This window comes from Enhygromyxa salina (genome assembly GCF_002994635.1).
GTDB classification, from domain to species: domain Bacteria; phylum Myxococcota_A; class Polyangia; order Nannocystales; family Nannocystaceae; genus Plesiocystis; species Plesiocystis salina_B.
In genome coordinates, this window is sequence record NZ_PVNL01000092.1 from 98736 (window position 1) to 115541 (window position 16806).

The window sequence follows — 16806 nt, forward strand, 5'->3', positions numbered from 1 at the left end:
TCTGACCTGCTTCTGACCCGGTCAGGGCGTCAGCTCTTGCTGGATGAGCTGCTCGAACGCCGCGATCGGCTGGGCACCCGTGAGCACCCAGCCATTGATGAAGAACGTGGGCGTGCCCTTGGCGTCGAGGTCTTGCTCGCAAAATTGCGCTTGCTCGTCGATCCGCTTGTCCGTCTTGGGATCCGCGATGTCGCGACGAAACCGCTTCATGTCGAGCCCGAGCTGCTTGGCCATGTCCTCGATCTCGGCCTCGCTGCGCTGGCGTTGGTTGGCGTAGAGCGCGTCGAACAAGGGCCAGAACTGGCCCTGGTTCTCGGCCGCGACCGACGCTCGGTGCGCTGCGCGGGCGTTGGTGTGAAACGCCAGCGGGTGGTGGCGAAAGTACACCGCGAGGTCGCCCGGGTGGTCCTTGAGCAGCTGCTCGAGCGTGGCCGTGCTGCGCTGACAGAACGGGCAGTCGAAGTCGCCGCACATGAGGATCTGAACCTTGGGCTTGCTGGCGCCGCGCTCGGGCAGGCCGCTGAGCTTGGTTGCAAACCGCTTGGCCGGGGCTGGCGTGGGCGTGGGTGTAGGCGTGTTGTGGCGATCGTCGGTTCGCTCGCTCGCGCTGGCGGCGAGGATCCGCGCCCAGACGTCGTTGGGGGTCGCGCCCGCGCTCAGCAGTCGCTCGGCGACGAGCAGCTCCTCGCGGATGATCGCGTCGATGTCCTCGCGCGACTGGGCCCCACGAAACGGGCGGCCGTTGACGAAGAAGCTGGGCGTCGAGCGGACCGCGAAGGACTGGCCGAACGCGATGTCGGCCTCGACCCGGCCGGTGTACCAGTTGCCCTCGACCTGGCTGAGCAGCAGCTGGACGTCGACCCCCGAGGCCGCGGCCTGTTGCTCGACCGACGCGGGCGACAGCGAGCGGCTGTTGGCGAACAGCCACTCGTGCATGAGCGCGAACTGACCTTGCTGGTGGGCCGCGAGCGCGACCGTCGACGCGAACTTGGCGTCCCTGTGCATGTCGAGCGGGAACTGGCGCCAGACCACGCGCAGCTGCTGGGGGTAGCGCTGCAGCAGCTCGAGCATCACGCCGTTGAGCCGCTGGGAATAGGGGCACTGATAGTCATAGAACATGACGATCGTGACCAACGGCGAGCTCGCGCCCGACCACGGGTGCTCGGCGTCGTAGTCGACCCGATAGCGCTCACCCTCGACCAGGTGCGCGAGGCTGGGGTCGACGAGTTGCCAGTCGAGGATCGGGCCGGTCGGGGCGATCGGTGGGGCCTCTACGATGACGGCGGGGCCTGGCTCGAAGCCGCTTGGCTCGGCGGTGCGGGGTTCGGGAGGGGTGATCTCGGCGCTGGGCTGGCGGCACGCGAGCAGCCATGCGCACAGCAGGGTCAGGAGGCCCAGGGCGGCTTGGGTCCGAGCGGCGGTCGGGCGCATGGGGGGTACTATACGCGATCGGTTGTGCTCGAAACTCTCAGTCCGATCCGGGGTTGGGGAGTCGTACGCGGCGGGTGTTGTGATTTTTGGGGGGCGCGCACGACCCGTGAGGGTCCCCCCGGGCACGGAGGGCTCAAGGCGAAACTTGGTCGTTGGTATGGATTGGTGGAGTCAATGTCGGGCTGGTGGCTTCGGTGGAGTACTCGCAACGCCCTCTTACTGTGCCCGGGCGGACCCTCACGGGTCTTCTGTGCGCGCTTCGTGTTCGAAGGGCGGCTACGATCTTGGGATCGAGTGGGAGCTCTGTGGCCGGGAACTCGGGTTGGCGTGGGTCTCGAGCTGAGCTCGGTTTGCCGCGGATCAGTTGGACCGCGGCTGCGGCGACCTTCCATCTGCCCAGGCTGGTTGGCTGGCGCTGGGGCAGCGAGCGTCGATTCAAATAGTTTGCCAAGGGTTGCACCCTTCGCAGGGCACCGCGGCTCTCAACTGCGTCGGCGCCAGACCATGGGCGCCGCGGATGAACCACACCACATGCTCTCCAACTCATGCGCTCCCAAATTTCCACTCATGCTCTCGCTCCGGACCTCCGCGTATCGGTCGATCCTGTCGATCGGGACATGTGCATTGTTACTCTCGGCCTGCGACGACGCAGACGACGCTGCGATTGACAGCTTCGGCGATGCGTCGGATCTCGACGACTCTGATGAGGAAGGCGACGCGCCGCCCGACCTGGGTAACGACGAAGACGGCGTCGACCTCGTGTTGGGCAACGATGATCTGTCCGGATCTGCGCTGGTCCAACCGCCGCTGGCGTCGCTGACTCAGTCCGAGCTCAGCCAGCTGCTGCTTGGTGGTAACTACACCGTGACCAACCCCTATGCCCCCAATGGCGTCCACGCAGGGATCGACTTCGGCGGCACTGGGGACGGCGTGACCACGGTCAGGTCGCCGGTCAACGGGACGGTCATTGCGAACACCACTGCCTGCGGAAAGGTTGCGATCTTCGACGGCACCAACACCATCATCTTGGCACATATGAGCAACCTGACCGCCCCGGCGGTCGGTGCCTCGGTCTCGATCGGTGCCTCGCTTGGCAAGGCTAGCAAGGTCGTCGGTGGTGGCTGCACCGCGACCGGAGCTCACCTCCATATCGAGATCCGCACGGGACAAAACACCAGCATGGCGGCCCCGGCGAACAACAACACCAACACCACCCGCGATCCCCTGACCTACGGCTACAGTGCGTTTCCGGCGGTCTCGCTGCTCAGTCCCAGCGCCAACGCGGCGGTCAACATCAACCCGGTCTCGTTCTCGTGGAGCGCGATCCAGGGCGCAAACACCTATCGACTGCAGATCAGCCAGACCAACGCGTTCACCTCTGAGACCTGCACCAACGGCTGCGTCTACAACACCGCCGCCTCGACCAGCTCACGGTCGGTGGCGCTGAACGCAGGCACATACTACTGGCGGGTCCGCGCGGGCAACTCGGGCCAGGGCGGCCTGTGGAGCACGGTTCGCAGCGTGACCAGGCTCTAACGTTCACGGGTCGTGCGCGCCCCCCAACATCACGACACTCCCCGCGCACGACACCCTCTAGAGCGCCCGCGAGCACTAGTCATCCCCCCCAACCCGCCGCCCCGCCTTCTTCTGACTCACCCGCCGCTTGTCATCCAATCGCCGCCGCTTCGCCGCCTTGCTCGGCCGCGTGGGCCGACGCGCCTTCGGCCGATCGAGAGCAGTGCGGACCAACCCGGCCAAGCGCTCGCGCGCGAGCTCGAGGTTGCGATCTTGACTGCGCGCGCTCGAGGCCGAGATCAACAGGTTCCCGTCGCTGTCGAGCCTTCTCCCGGCCAGGCTCGTGAGCCGCTCGCGGGCCCACTCCGGCAGCACCGACGAGCTCGCCAGTCCCCAGCGGAGCAGCACCTTGGTGGCGACCTTGTTGACGTTCTGCCCGCCGGGGCCGCCGCTTGCGACGGCGGTCCACGACAGCTCGCGGGCGGGGATCGTCACGTTCCGGGTGACAGTCAAGTCTTCCATGGCGCGCAGTGTAGCGGCGTTGGTGATCAGCGCCAGCGCGTCAGCGCCACCAGATCGCGTCGGCGCGCGCGCGGGCGGTGGTCTTGATCTGGCGGTACAGCAGCTTGGATCGCAGGGGCTCGAGCATCACGCAGTGCTCGAGCCAGTCGACGTCGGCGAGCGGCCCGTCACCCGCGAGCTCCAGCCAGCGCAGGCCCAGCTGGGCGTGCGCTCGCCGCAGCGAGGCCTCGCAGGCGATCTGCAGGATCGCCGTGCGAAACCGCGGGTTGGGCACCAGGGGCAGGGCTCGCTCGACCCGCGCGACGATCTCGTCCTCGCCGAGCTCGTCGAGCCACAGGATCGCGGCGAACTCGTAGATCGGCGAGCTCGGCGAGATCAGCTCGGCCAGCGCCGCGGCCGGGCGCTCGAGCCGGCTGGGCTCGCCGAGCCAGGCGGCGGCGCGCAGCTGCAAGAGCACGACGGGCACGTCCGTCGGGCGCGGCTCGATCGCGTAGTAGCGCCCGACGGTGGCGTCGTAGGCTTCGACGTCGCCGCGCAGCACGTGGTAGCGGGCGATCGCGGGCAGGCAGAAGGCCAGGCTCGGCTCGAGCTCGAACGCCAGCTCGAGGTGCGCGAGGCCCTGTTGCGGACGCCCGCCTTCGACCTGGAGCTGGCCGAGATACGCGAGCGCGGGCGCGTAAGTGGGGGCGATCGTCAGCGCGAACGAGAGCGAGTGCGCGGCGCCGCGGTAGTCGCCCGTCGCGGTGTGCCAGCGCGCGACCGCGAGGTGGGTCTCGGCCAGCTCCGGGGCCCAGCCGAGCGCGACCTCGAGCGCCTGCTCGGCCATGGCCTGATAGTCGGGATCGCCTTCGGCGCGGGGCAAAAACCACCCATGCATGCACGCGTTCGCGTGGGCGGCCAGCGCAGGCTTGAAGCTGGGCGCCAGCGCCAGGCAGCGCTGCAGGTGATCGATCGCGCCGTCGGGCTCCTTGAACTTCCACAGGCGCGCGAGCTGGCGGGCCCGCAGGTAGTGCTCGACGGCCTCGGGGGTGGCGTCGCCGCGGTGGACCGAGTGCTCGACCTCGAGTCGCAGGGCCTCGGCGATCCGCTTGCCGAGCTTGTCCTGCAGCTCGAACACGTCGCCGATCGAGCCCTCGAAGCGCTCGCTCCAGCGCTGAAAACCGGTCGCGCCGTCGAGCAGCCGGGCCGAGATGCGGACCCGCTCGCCGACGACCTGGACGGTGCCGTCGACCAGCGCGTCGACGCCCAGCTCACGGCCGATCTCGCGGGGGTCTCGATCGCGGCGATCGGCGTAGCGGGCCGTGGCGCCGCCGCCCGAGACCCGCAGGCCGTTGGTCTGGGCCAGCAGGTCAATGAGCTCGTCGCCGAGCGCCTCGCCAACGTAGGCAGTGTCAGCCGGTCCACGATGCAAGAAGGGCAGCACCGCGAGCGCGAGCTGGCGAACCAGGACCGGGGTCTTGTCGCGGTCGATCGCCGGCCCACTCGCGAGCTCGGCCTGCAGATCGGCGTGGATCTGGGCGAGCGCCGCGGCCACGCGCGCGGCGTTGGGTCGCTCGTTCGGCTCGAGCGACAGCATGAGCGCGAGCAGATGCGCGATCCCGGGGTCGAGGTCGTGGGTGCTCGACAGATCCGGCGGCGACTCGTGGAGCCGCGCGAGCGCGGTCTGCATCAGGTTGACGGCCGCCCCCGGCTGGGTCCCCGTGCGCAGGAACGGCAGCTCGCCGGTCAGCAGCTCGTGCAACATGAGCCCGAGCGCGTACACGTCGGTCGCCGAGCTGACCGGCTCACCCGCGAGCTGCTCGGGCGCCATGTAGGCCGGCGTGCCCACGGTGCCGTCGGTGTTGAGGGTCGCGTCGGATCCATGCAGACCGCGGGCGATGCCAAAGTCCGTGATGATCACCCGACCGCCGACCCGACCGGTGTCGAGGCTGACGCGCTCGACGAGCACGTTGCTGGGCTTGAGATCGCGGTGCACGACCTGGGCGGCGTGGGCGGCCGCGAGGCCCTCGGCGATCTGGGCCGTGATGTCGAGCACCGTCGCGAGGTCGAGTCGATGCCCGCGCGTGAGCGTGTCGAGGCCCTGGCCGTCGACGTACTCCATGGTCAAGAACCGCCGACCGTCCTGCTCGCCGAGATCGTAGGTGCGGGCGGCGTTGCGGTGGGTCACCCGCCGCGCGAGCCGGACCTCTCGACGGAACCGCTCGATGCCGTCGGGGGTCTCGCTGGTGGTCTCCAGCAGCTTGAGCGCGACGACCTCGTCGAGCTCGAGATCGCGGACGCGATACACCGCTCCCATGCCGCCGCGGCCCAGCAGCGCCTCGAGCAGGTAGCGCCCGGCGAAGCGCTGACCGATCACGATCGCCGACGGCAAATGATCGGTGCGATCGGTAGGTTGGTCGTCGGCCAGGGTGTCGGCCACATGCTCACGCTACCAGACGGATCGCCGGGCGGGGACGACGGGGACACGAATCCAGTCGCGCGAAAACGGCCGTGGTCCGACGGACAGCTCAGCGACTGGTGTGGGTCGTGCTCACGCTCGGTGCCGCCCACACGGCCTCGGCTCGTCCGCGCACGATCGTCCGCACGACCTCGAACTCCGGTCGCCGACGCAGCGGTGCGAACAGCGGGCAGTGCTCGAGCCAGTCGAAGTCGACGAGCACGCCCCCCGCCGCGACCTGGATGTACTCCATGGCCAGATCCTCGAGCCCGTGAAACATCGCGGCCTCGGCCCCGAGCTGGCGCACCAGCGAGTTGAAGCGAGGGTTGCGGCTGACCTCGAACACTTTCCCGAACGACTGGCGGAGGTCGTCGGCGCTGGGCTGCGAGGCCGTCATGATCTGGGCGAAGGACACCAGCGAGTAGGTCTCGGGGATGCTGTCACCGAGGCGCGCGCGGGCCTCGACGATCTGATCGACGTTGCCGTACCACCCCGCGACGCGGATCTGGAGGGTGACCACGGGCAGATCGTTGTCGCGGCCGGTCGCGGCGAAGAACCGCGCGAGCTGGTCGCGGTAGCCGTCGAGGTCGCCGTGCAGCGCTCGGTGGCGGGCGATGTCCGGCACCGAGCGGACTAACCCCGGGTCGAGCTGCAGCGCGAGCTCGAGGTGATCGACGCCCTGCTCCGGGCGCCCGGCCTCGATCTGCAGGCGGCCGAGGTACTCGTGAGCGGCGGCGTAGGTCGGGGCGATCCGCAGGGCCTGGCGCAGCGACTCGGCGGCCGACTTGTACTGACCGTGCTGGACCGCGTGGATCCCCGCGGCGAGGTGGGTCTCGGCCAGCTCGGGGGCCCCGGTCACGGCGATCTCGACGGCCTCGCGGGCCAGTGTCTCCCAGTCGGGCTCGTCGGGCTTCCAGCTGGGCAGGAACCACGCTCGCAGACAGCCGATCGCGTAGCCGGCCATGGCCGGCTTGAAGGCCGGGGCGAGCTGGCGGCACTGCTCATACTGGACCAGCGCCCCCGTCGGGCCCTTCCAGTCCCAGCTCCGGGCCAGCTGGCGCGCGCGCAGGTAAAATTCGATCGCCTCGAGCGGGGCGTCGCCGCGGTGGGCGATGTCCTCGAGCTCGAGTCGCAGGGCCTCGGCGATCCGCTTGCCCATCTTGTCTTGCAGCTCGAACACGTCCTCGAGCGCGCCGTCGTAGCGCTCGCTCCACAGCTGAAAGCCGCTGTCGACGGCGAGGAGTCGGGCCGAGATGCGGACCCGCTTGCCCGCGAGCTGCACGGTCCCGTCGACGACCACGTCGACGCCGAGCTCGCCGCCGATCAAGCGGGGGTCCCGATCGCCGGCGTCGGCGAACCGAGCCGTGGCGCCGCTGCCCGAGACCCGCAGCCCTCGCATGGTCGAGAGCACGTCGATGAGCTCGTCGCTGAGGGCCTCGGCGACATAGCGCTCGGCCTCGGGTCCGCGAAACCGAAACGGCAGCACCGCGAGCGCGCGTCCGCCCGGCGACGGGGTGCCGAGCGCGGATGGGGTCGGGCTCGGTCGGCTGCCCGGCATCGGGGACGTCACGGCGATCGACAGCGCGAGGTTGCCGTCGCGGGAGCTGTTGGTCCTCGCTGGCATGCCCAGGGTGCCGGTGTCGGGGCCAACCTCGCTGCAGACCCGGTCGAGCAGCTCGGCCAGCGCGCTCGCCGACGGGACGCGCTCGCTGGCCTCCCGCGCGAGGCAGCGGTTCAGCACCGAGACGATCGGCGCCGGGATGTGGGGATCGGCGGCGAAGTCGGGCAGCGGTTGGTGGAGGCGGGCGAGCGCCACGGCCATCGGCGAGCCGCCCGCGAACGGCAGCCGCCCGGTCAGCATCTCGTGGAGGATCAGCCCGAGCGCGTAGATGTCCGCCCGCTCGCCGACGCGCTCGCCCGAGACTTGCTCGGGCGCCATGTACGCTGGCGTGCCCAGCAGCCCGCCGGTCTGCAGCGTGGCGTCGGTGCCCTGCATCGCCCGCGCGATCCCAAAGTCGGTGAGCACGATCCGCCCGCTTCGCTCGACCAACACGTTGGCGGGCTTGAGGTCGCGGTGGATGACGCCAGCCTCGTGGGCGGCGGCCAGGCCCTCGGCCATCTGCTGGGCAAACTCGACAGCCCGCCCGCAGCTGAGCCGCTGCCGACCCAGGAAGGTCCGCAGGCTCTCGCCGTCGACGTACTCCATGGTCAGGAACCGCCACGACTGGTGCTCGCCGAGATCGTAGGTGCGCGCGGCGTTGCGGTGGGTGACACGTCGGGCCAGGCGGACCTCCCGGCGGAACCGCTCGATCGCCTCGGGGCTGGCGATCGTGGCGTCGAGCAGCTTGAGGGCCACGACCTCCGCGACCTCGCGGTCGTGGACGCGAAACACCGAGCCCATGCCACCCCGCCCGAGCAGCTGCTGGATCTCGTAGCGTTCGGCGAACACGTCGCCGATGTTGACGCCCGAGCGCACCACGGAGGTGGCCTCGTCGCCTTCGGTCTGGGCCATGGACCGAACCTATCAGATGCGCGCGCGCGCCTGCCAAAACGGGTGTCGTTTGGTCGTTGGTACAGCGACTCTCGGCCGACACACGCCGGATTCGCGTAGTTTGCGCTGGCAGAAACCTGTCGCTCGCCCGTAACAGTCGGACCACACCCCGAGCCAATCCCGTAGCATGGCCGGGCCTTGGGACTCTCGCGCATCGTCTCGATCTTCGGCGCCCTGACCATGCTCGCGATCGCCTACGCGCTCTCGAGTGATCGCAAGCGGGTCAGCCTGCGCGTGGTCTTGTGGGGGGTCGGCCTGCAGTGGGCCTTCGCCGCGCTGTTGCTGTGGGTCCCCGCCGGCAAGGTCGGGCTCGAGGCGCTGGCCGGGTTCGTGACCGGCGTGCTCGAGCACTCCTACGCCGGCTCGGAATTCTTGTTTGGATCGCTGGGCGCGAAGGGTGGGGGCGAGAGCGGGTTTGGGGTCGTGTTCGCGTTTCAGATCCTGCCGACGATCGTGTTCGTCGCGGCCTTGTTCGCGGTGCTCTACCACCTCGGGGTCATGCAGCTGATCGTCGGGGTGCTCGCCAAGGTGATGGTTGCGACCATGGGCACCAGCGGCGCCGAGTCGCTGTCGGTCGGGGCCGCGGTGTTCATGGGCCAGACCGAGGCGCCCCTGACGATCCGCCCGTTCCTCGAGCGGCTGACCAAGAGCGAGCTGTTCCTGGTCATGGTCAGCGGCATGGCCACGGTCTCCGGGGCGATCCTGGCCGCCTACGTGATGATCGGCAACGTCGAGATGAAGTTCCTGCTCGCGGCCGTGGCGATGACCGCCCCGGCCTGCGTGGTCACGGCCAAGCTCATGATCCCGGAGGACGACAAGCCGGTGACGCTGGGCCAGGCCAACTTCGATCTGCCCAAAGAGGAAGACTCGAACGTGCTGCTGGCGGCGGCCAACGGGACCACCGACGGGCTCAAGCTCGCGGTCAACGTGGGCGCGATGTTGATCGCCTTCATCGCGTTGGTCTCGCTGATCAACGCCGGGTTTGGGCTGATCGAGATCGCCGGCGAGCCGCTGACCCTCGAGCGCATGCTGGGCTGGATCATGGCCCCGGTCGCGTTCTTGATGGGCGTGCCCTGGTCCGAGTGCATCACCGTGGGTGGGGTCCTGGGCACCCGCACGGTCGTCAACGAGATCGTCGCGTTCATCCAGCTGTCCGAGGTCATGGGGACGATCAGCCCGCGCTCGCATCAGATCGCAACCTTCGCGGTCTGCGGGTTTGCCAACGTGTCGAGCATCGGCATTCAGATCGGCGGGCTGGGGGCGCTGGCGCCCAGTCGCCGGGGGGACATCGCCAACCTCGGGGTTCGGGCGCTGATCGCTGCGACCCTGGCCAACTTCATGACGGCCTGTGTGGCCGGCGCGCTGTTGGCGTGACTCTCGGTCGACGGGTGAGGCTGGGTGTCACGCCGTCCTCCCCGGTGGTCGGGCCTGGGCGACGGGTCCAACCCATGCCCTCCCGCGCCTGGACGCGACGGCGCGAACCGGCGACACTTCGTGCAGGGAGCTCAGCTTGATCAAGCGCCTCGAGATCGAGAACTACGGCTGCATCCGCCACGCCGAGGTCAAGCCGACGCCGCTGCACGCCTTTGTTGGGGCCAGCGATGTCGGCAAGTCGACAGTGCTCAAGGCCGTCGACACCTTGTCTCGCTTCATGCGAGTCGAAGACCATCGCGACGAGGCGCCGCCGCTGATCCCACTGAAGGCCCGCAACACGATCACGCTGACCGTGGAGTTTGCGGGCAGCCTGGGCTTCAACGTCGGCTTTGCGCCGCGCTCGCAGACGCTCGAGACCTACGTGCGCGAGTCGATGCAAGGTGAGTGGCTGGGCTACCGCCACGTCACGCCCGACTTTCGCTGGGCGTCCGACGAGCCGCCCGCCGCGGTCGAGTTCGCCAACCAGATCCGCGAGCAGCTGCGCTGCCGCTTCGTGCACCTGCAAAACGCCGCGCTGCATCGCGACAGCCCGCTGATCACCGAGTACATGCCCGTCATGCTCGAGGAAGAGGGCCACGGGCTGGCTGGGGTCTACGATCGGATCATGGCACGCGGTGACGATGCCTTCGATCTGATCACGCAGCGGCTCCGCGGCCTGTTTCCGTGGGTCGGCGGCATCGAGGTCACGACGGTCTCGCAGGTGACCAAGAACCTGTTCGTGCGCAGCCTCGACGGCCAGCGGATCCCCGCCAAGCACGTCGGCGTGGGGTTGCTGCGGATGCTGGCGTGGGAGTCGCTGCGCTACTCGGAGCGGCCCCAGGTGCTGCTGGTCGAGGAGCCCGAGGCCGGGCTCAGCCCCGCGCTGATCAGCCTGGTCATGCAGATCCTGCGTGAGCTCACGGTCGATCCCGAGCAGCCCGTGCAGGTGTTGATCGCCACGCGCAGCCCGCTGGTGGTCGCCGAGCTCAGCCCCCACGAGGTCACGCTGGTGACCCGCACGGCCAGCGAGGGGACCCGGGTGTCGGCGCTGGCCGATCACCCCGACTACCTGGCGGCCGCCCAGCGGCTACCCCGGGGACTGCGCGGGCTCGACCTCGCCGACGGGGTGATGAGCGCGCCCAGCCACAAGACCGTCCGCACACGTGTGTGAGTCGGTGTGAGCTGAAAACAGCCCCTCGACCCCCTCGGGTGGCTTCGCGCCGCAAACTCTGACCACCGAGCCGTGCGGATTTCGGGTAGGGTCCGCCCATGCCTGCTTCGCTCCCCCGCGAGGATCGCCTGCGCCTGATGAAGTTCGTTTGCTCCTTCGCCTGGGCCGACCTCGAGGTCCAGGATGCGGAGCGCGACTTTGTCGGAGCGATGATCGAGACCCTGAAGCTCGAGGATGATCGCAAACTGATCGAAGGTTGGCTGCGCCACCCGCCGCCACCCGAGGAGGTCGACCCGACCGACGTGCCGCGTGAGCACCGGGAGATGTTCCTCGACGCCGTCAGGCGGCTGGTCGCCGCGGATGATCGGATCGATCCGCAAGAGGCGGAGACGCTCGCCCTGTTCGAGCAGCTGCTGGTCTAGCGCCAGCTGGTCTAGCGCCAGGTGCTGGGGCCCAGCGCGAGCGTCCAGGTCTGGCCGCGCTCGTCGACGTAGCGGACCTCGAACGGGTCGAGCTGCCATGTGGCTTGGACCTGCGAGATGGTGATCGCCGTCGCGTTGCTGGCCAGGTAGTGGTCGTGAACATTGGCGGCGCTGCCCGAGAACAGGAAGAACGCGTCGCCGGGCTGAATCACGTGGGCCTCGAGCTGGCCCTCGGCGTCGTAGATCGGCGTGGTCTGGGCGCTCTCGTACAGCGAGACCCGGGCGGAGTCGACGAGCATCGAGACGCCGTTGCCGTTGTCGACGCTGAAGCTGCCCGTGAACAAGGTGATGTCCTGGACCACGAGGGTAGCGCCGCTGGTCGCGTCTCGCCACAGCTCGGCCCGCGAGCAGCCCTTGGCGACGCACTCGGGGCTGAAGCTGACGGTCGCCGTGACCTGGCCGCCGAGCGCGACTGGGCCGACGAGGGAGCCGGCGACGCCGCTGTCGAGGTCGACGCCGTGGGTGACACCGCCGCTCGGAGGGACGGCGTCCTCGAAGATCTCGTCGTTGTTGTCGAGCGCGCTGAAGCAGCTCAGCCAGTCTGCCGGGTCGCTGGGCTGGATGATGCCCGAGACGAGCGTGCCTTCGTCGATGCTGATCACGAAGTTGTCGAAGTCGGGCCACTGGGCGCTGTTGGGGATGGACCAGGAGGACGCGATCTCGCCGGCCTTCGAGATCGTGTCGTTTGTGCGGAGTTCTTCGAAACATGATTTGTAGTTGGTCGCTATCCACTGCTGAAGCTTGGCGCCCTGACCAGCGTACGCGCCGAAGCTGCCGTCCTCGACCAGCTTCTCGAGTCGCTTGGCCATGGAGATGCAGACCTGCTGCACGATGTCGAACTCGCAGTATTGGAAGTAGGTGTTTTTGTAGCTTGGATCGTACTCGCCGCAGCAGGCCATGACGCCCGGTGACTCGTAGGAGTCGCTCGAGGGGCCAAACACGTGGTGCTCGTGGCATCGGTCCCCGAGCAGGTCTTCGCAGTCGTTGTCGAGAGGGGCGTCGAACGCGATCGAGGCGTACAGGTGTCCCTCGCACTGGAACCGCCAGCCGTGCTCGTCGAGATTTGGGACCGGGTTGTGACGGCAATGGCCGCTTGGGAGCTCGGCTGGATCGTCGTCTCCTGTCTCGCCACCACCTCCTGTGTCGTCACCGGTCTCGGGGGTCTCGAGGTCACAGTCCTCGAGCCCGGGGATTTCCGTGCATACCTCGCTGTTCGGGTCCTTCGTCTCGAAATTGCACGCTGCTGCGGCAACCGACGTCAGAGTGAACACGACTCGAGCTTTGACTTCGAGGCCCATCAAACGATTTTAAGTGCACGAACCCGGCTGACTACCTCGCGGTGGGTAATTGCGCGCGCTGATCCAGCGAAATGGGTGCGGACGTCAGAAATCCAACTCGAACTCGAGTGTCATGTGCCGGGCGACATCCGGTGCTCCCCAGAGTTTGACGAAGTAATCGCCGGCTTCGAGCTGAGCAATCCACACTCCCCCCCACACTGGGTCGGGACCGAAGTGCGCCACGCTTGGGGCATCCGTACACTTCGCGCACTCGGTCATCTCAAACCCAAGATCTTGCACAAACTCCCCTGAGTCGTCCTCCAGTGTAACGACGTAGATCCCCGCCTCTGCCACGCGAACCGCGTCCAGCGTCCAGATCCGGTTGTTCAGTGGTCCGATCGTGCGGGTGTCGGTGCAATCCAGTGTCACGTCGAGTTTGACCGTCTCCGCGCCGAGCACGACAGAGGGGGAGTGACCGCACTCATATATTTTACCGCGATACTGCGAATACCTGCACTCGAGTGCCTCCCAGGCCTCGAAGTCAATGAACAGCTGGTCGAGCGAACTATCGAACGCCGTCGACATCGCGTCCGCCAGCTGCTCGGCGGTCGGGGCGGGGCCCGACAGTTTGCAGCTCTCGAGCACCGCCTCGAGTCCACGCGTCTCCACGAGGTAGGCCGCAAAGGCGCCAGCGATCGGGTAGTCGGCCCATCCGATCTGGCCTGCCTGTTGCGCCTCGAGCAGCGCACGAATGTCACCGGATGTGGGCGTCCTGCTGCCACCGTAGTATTCGGCGAGGCCCTCGCTGAGCACAGAGGGACAGGGGGAGGCCTGGATGTTTGCGACGTGAACGACCTCATGCTCGAGGGGCATGGAGTAGGAGAATGCGCCGTTGAGGCCTGCGCAGCCCAGGGCATGCTTGGGGCAAGGTTCTACCTCAATGTACCGGTCTGGCGTGTACCAGTGATACACGCCAAGGTGCGTCGACAGCCCGAACTCTTCAGAGAGCGCTCCCGCATACGCGTCGAGGTAGGGGAGGGTACCGGCGCAGGTGTCACCAGGGTTGGTGTCGTAGCCCCAGACGTCGATCCATTCTCCGTGCCGCTCGAAACTATGCAGTGGGGCGGGTGCCTCCTCGATGCACGCGGTGCCGCCAAGCAGACTCACGAGGAGCAGTGATGCGTGCGCGCGAAGCACCCGGGAACGCTAGCACGACGACACGACGCATTCATCAGCAGCCGCCGCCGCCGCAGCCATTCCCACAATTGCCGCAGCCACCACCGCAATTGCCACAACCACTGCATCCGTTGCCACAATTGCCGCATCCGTTACACGCGTTGCCACAATCGCCGCAGCCCGAGCACGCGCCGCCGCAGCTCGAGCATGTGTTGCCGCAGCCGTTGCCGCAGCCGTCGCAGCCCTCGTTGCACTGACCGCAGCCGGCACCGAGGCTCGAGCAGGTCTGGCCGCAGTCCTGGCCGCACCCGCTGCACAAACCCGTACAGCCCTCGAAGCAGCGACCGCAGGATCCCAGCGAGTCGCCGCAGCCGGAGCAGGCGTCCCCGAACCCGCCGCACAGCGACTGGATCAGCTCACCGAGGCAGCTGCAGCCAGCACCGCCAGCTTCGCCAGCTGACTCGGGGCCGGTGGTGGCGTCGGGGAGGTCGGGTGGAATGTCGCCGAACTCGCTGGGCAGATCGGGCGGATCGCCGGTCTCGGTCTCGGTGTCGCCCGTGTCAGTGCCCGTGTCAGTGCCCGTGTCCCCCGTGTCGGTGCCGCCAGTGGTCGCGGCCAAGACGAGGCGCGACCAGGTCGTGGTGAATGTGGCGATCAGCAACCCAACAATCGCCTGGGCGAAACGAACGAAGCCGCTCGCCGCGGTCGCGCGATCGAGCAGCTGGCGGCGCTGACCCGCCTCGCTCAGCATCCGCTCGGCGCCAGCGGCCGCGAGCTGAGCCCGGGCGCCGAGCTGGGTGACGAGGATGTTGACGAGCACCGGTTTGTGGCGGCGCAGCGGCAGGGCATTCAGCGCCGCGGCGACGTCGGTGCGAGCGCGCTCGAGCCCGCGCGCGGCGTCGCGGATCCGGGCGCGGTCGAGCTGCGGACGGCCGCGATAGTCATGAACCAGGCAGGGGTTGAAGTCGCCCGCGCGCTGATCCTGCTCGAGGTCCTCGAGCGCGTCGATCAGGTAGATCATCGTCCCAACCCCGCGGCCGAGCTTGGCCAGCAGTCGACGTGGATCGAGATCGCAGCGGACCAGCGCGGCCGAGCGGGGCGCGGGCTCGGCCGTGCACTCGGCGACCGAGCCGGGCAGCGCGACGATCCGCTCGAACACCAGCTCGAGCGCGGCCGCGGTCGGCTCGGCGGCCTGCTCGGGATCGGTCATGCCGACCCGCTCGGTGGCGGCCTGGCGATGCTCCACGCCGATCAGATCGCCGAGATCCGAGCCGAGCTCAGCCAGGGTCTCGCGCGCGCGGGCGGTCGGTTTGTCGAGCAGCGGCCGCGCGATCCGGGCGAAGCCGCGACCGTCGATCGCTCGATCGGCCAGCCACTGATCCGCGAGCAGCAGCTGGACGGCGCCCGCGTAGCGCATCGCAACCGAGTCAGGGCTGACGGTCGGCCGATGCACGACGGGGACCATCGGGCAGCGCGTGCGATCGGGAGCGGCCGCGTGCAGCTGCAGGCCGTCGACGAGCAAACCGAGGAACACGGCGTCGTGGCTGAGCAGCGCGCGATAACCGAGGCCGAATTGGTCCCCGATGCTCTGACAGGTCCCGCAGTAGAAGTGCTGCCAGTCGCTGCGCCCGGCGCAGCTCAACGCCGCGCGAGCGGGCCTCAGCGTCCCAAACATGGCTCGGCCTCCCCGGCGGCGCCGCGCTGATCGGCCACGGTCATCGCTCGCTGCCAGCGCGCCCAGCCGCCCGCCCAGCCACGGCCCAGCTCACGACCGAGGCGATCGGGAAACAGCGCGCCGAGCTGGGCCTCGTCGAGCTCGCGCGGACACATGGGGTGCACGAGCCAGCGCCAGGCCAAGAACCCGTGGATCCAGCGCAGCCAGGTGGGGACCAGGCCCAGCTCCGCGAGCGCGTCACCGAGTCGATCGAGCTCGTCGGCGTCGGGCAGGGTGGTCAGATCGAGCCCAGCCGCGCAGACCCCCTGGTACAGCGGCCCGAGCTCGGCGCTGGTGAAGGCGCGGCGCCACAGCGTGGGCTCGACGGCGGCCAGGCGCACGCCGGGGCGACTGGCGACCAGGCCGTCGGCGGTGTCTCGATGCAGATCGGCGAGCGCGTCGGCGGTCTGAATGTGCAGCCCCCAGCGATAGAACGCCGCGGACTCGCGCGCGTCGACCGGGCGCCTGGCGTCCTCGGGGAGCCCGCCGATCATCGTGACCATGAGCAGCCACGCCCCGCTGATGTCGGCGGTCACGGCCTCGATCGCGGCCGGGTCGACGCGGGTCGGATCGCTAGACAGCAGCCGCACGGCCCGGACCTGGACCTCCCAGCCGTAGGCGATCGTGTCGAGCAGGTGGTCGAGGCGCTCGCGCGAGCAGGCGAGCGCGCGCAGGCGCTGACCGAGCGCAGCCGCGAGCGCACAGCGGGGCTCGGCGGTGGTCGGCGCGGCCTGTCGCAGCGAGGCCAGGGTCGGGGCCAGGTACGCACGGGTTCGACGGTCGAGGGCGATCGGATCGCGGCCGACAGCCAGCGGACCACCGTGGAACTCGAGGTCGTCGATCACCTGATCGTCGATCTTGGTGAGCAGCGAGAGCATCGCCGAGGCTTCGCCAACGGCCTGGGCGTGCTGTCGTCCGCCGAGCGCGGCGTAGCAAGCACGCGCGAGGCAGGCGAGGCCGGCACACAGCATTCGGCTGCGGGGGCTGACGCTGGCGCCGGGATCGGCGGCCGCGATCATGCTCGCGATCGGCCGCAGGTGATGCGCGGCGGTCTGCAGCAGCGCGCGATCGAGCTGGGTAGCGGGGGAGCCCATACCCAAGCATATCGCCGCCGGGC

12 protein-coding genes are annotated in these 16806 nt (G+C 68.9%); 4 read left to right on the forward strand and 8 right to left on the reverse strand.

Annotated elements, in window-relative coordinates; genetic code table 11:
* Positions 1–21 precede the first annotated feature (21 nt).
* Positions 22–1431 carry a DsbA family protein gene (locus tag ENSA7_RS22885; RefSeq protein WP_106091455.1) on the reverse strand — a complete coding sequence of 470 codons (1410 nt, stop codon included), beginning with the start codon at positions 1429–1431 and terminating at the stop codon, positions 22–24.
* 567 nt (positions 1432–1998) lie between these two features.
* On the opposite strand from ENSA7_RS22885, the gene ENSA7_RS22890 reads away from it, so the two are divergent.
* Positions 1999–2967: a M23 family metallopeptidase gene (locus ENSA7_RS22890; protein WP_181234015.1), complete on the forward strand. Its 969-nt coding sequence runs from the start codon at positions 1999–2001 to the stop codon at positions 2965–2967.
* A gap of 75 nt (positions 2968–3042) precedes the next feature.
* Here ENSA7_RS22890 and arfB read toward each other — a convergent pair whose 3' ends face one another.
* From arfB to ENSA7_RS22905, 3 genes are all read right to left on the reverse strand, one after another.
* Positions 3043–3468: an alternative ribosome rescue aminoacyl-tRNA hydrolase ArfB gene (arfB, locus tag ENSA7_RS22895; RefSeq protein WP_106091457.1), complete on the reverse strand. Its 426-nt coding sequence runs from the start codon at positions 3466–3468 to the stop codon at positions 3043–3045.
* 40 nt (positions 3469–3508) lie between these two features.
* Complete coding sequence (locus ENSA7_RS22900) at positions 3509–5887, reverse strand: serine/threonine-protein kinase (protein ID WP_106091458.1); 2379 nt, start codon at positions 5885–5887, stop codon at positions 3509–3511.
* An 88-nt stretch (positions 5888–5975) separates the two neighbouring features.
* Complete coding sequence (locus ENSA7_RS22905; RefSeq protein ID WP_106091459.1) at positions 5976–8417, reverse strand: serine/threonine-protein kinase; 2442 nt, start codon at positions 8415–8417, stop codon at positions 5976–5978.
* Positions 8418–8594: 177 nt separating this feature from the next.
* Between ENSA7_RS22905 and ENSA7_RS22910 the strand changes: the two genes are divergently transcribed.
* From ENSA7_RS22910 to ENSA7_RS22920, 3 genes are all read left to right on the forward strand, one after another.
* Positions 8595–9830: a NupC/NupG family nucleoside CNT transporter gene (locus ENSA7_RS22910; protein ID WP_244923877.1), complete on the forward strand. Its 1236-nt coding sequence runs from the start codon at positions 8595–8597 to the stop codon at positions 9828–9830.
* 136 nt (positions 9831–9966) lie between these two features.
* The gene (locus ENSA7_RS22915; protein WP_106091460.1) at positions 9967–11040 is read left to right on the forward strand and encodes an AAA family ATPase; all 1074 of its coding nucleotides are present in this window, start codon (positions 9967–9969) and stop codon (positions 11038–11040) included.
* A 98-nt stretch (positions 11041–11138) separates the two neighbouring features.
* Complete coding sequence (locus ENSA7_RS22920) at positions 11139–11462, forward strand: tellurite resistance TerB family protein (RefSeq protein WP_244923878.1); 324 nt, start codon at positions 11139–11141, stop codon at positions 11460–11462.
* Positions 11463–11473: 11 nt separating this feature from the next.
* Here the strand turns inward: ENSA7_RS22920 and ENSA7_RS22925 are convergent, their stop codons facing one another.
* The 4 genes from ENSA7_RS22925 to ENSA7_RS22940 form a co-directional block, all read right to left on the reverse strand.
* Entirely contained in the window at positions 11474–12820 is a 1347-nt protein-coding gene (locus ENSA7_RS22925) for a hypothetical protein (protein ID WP_106091462.1), read from the reverse strand.
* 84 nt (positions 12821–12904) lie between these two features.
* Positions 12905–13966 (reverse strand): hypothetical protein, encoded by a 1062-nt coding sequence (locus ENSA7_RS22930; protein ID WP_106091463.1) that lies wholly within the window; start codon positions 13964–13966, stop codon positions 12905–12907.
* A 64-nt stretch (positions 13967–14030) separates the two neighbouring features.
* Positions 14031–15650 (reverse strand): DUF5685 family protein, encoded by a 1620-nt coding sequence (locus ENSA7_RS44050; protein WP_181234016.1) that lies wholly within the window; start codon positions 15648–15650, stop codon positions 14031–14033.
* A complete protein-coding gene (locus tag ENSA7_RS22940; RefSeq protein WP_106091464.1) occupies positions 15635–16783 on the reverse strand; it encodes a hypothetical protein in 1149 nt (382 codons plus the stop codon). The genes ENSA7_RS44050 and ENSA7_RS22940 overlap by 16 nt, the downstream gene beginning before the upstream one ends.
* Between the last annotated feature and the right edge of the window lie 23 nt (positions 16784–16806).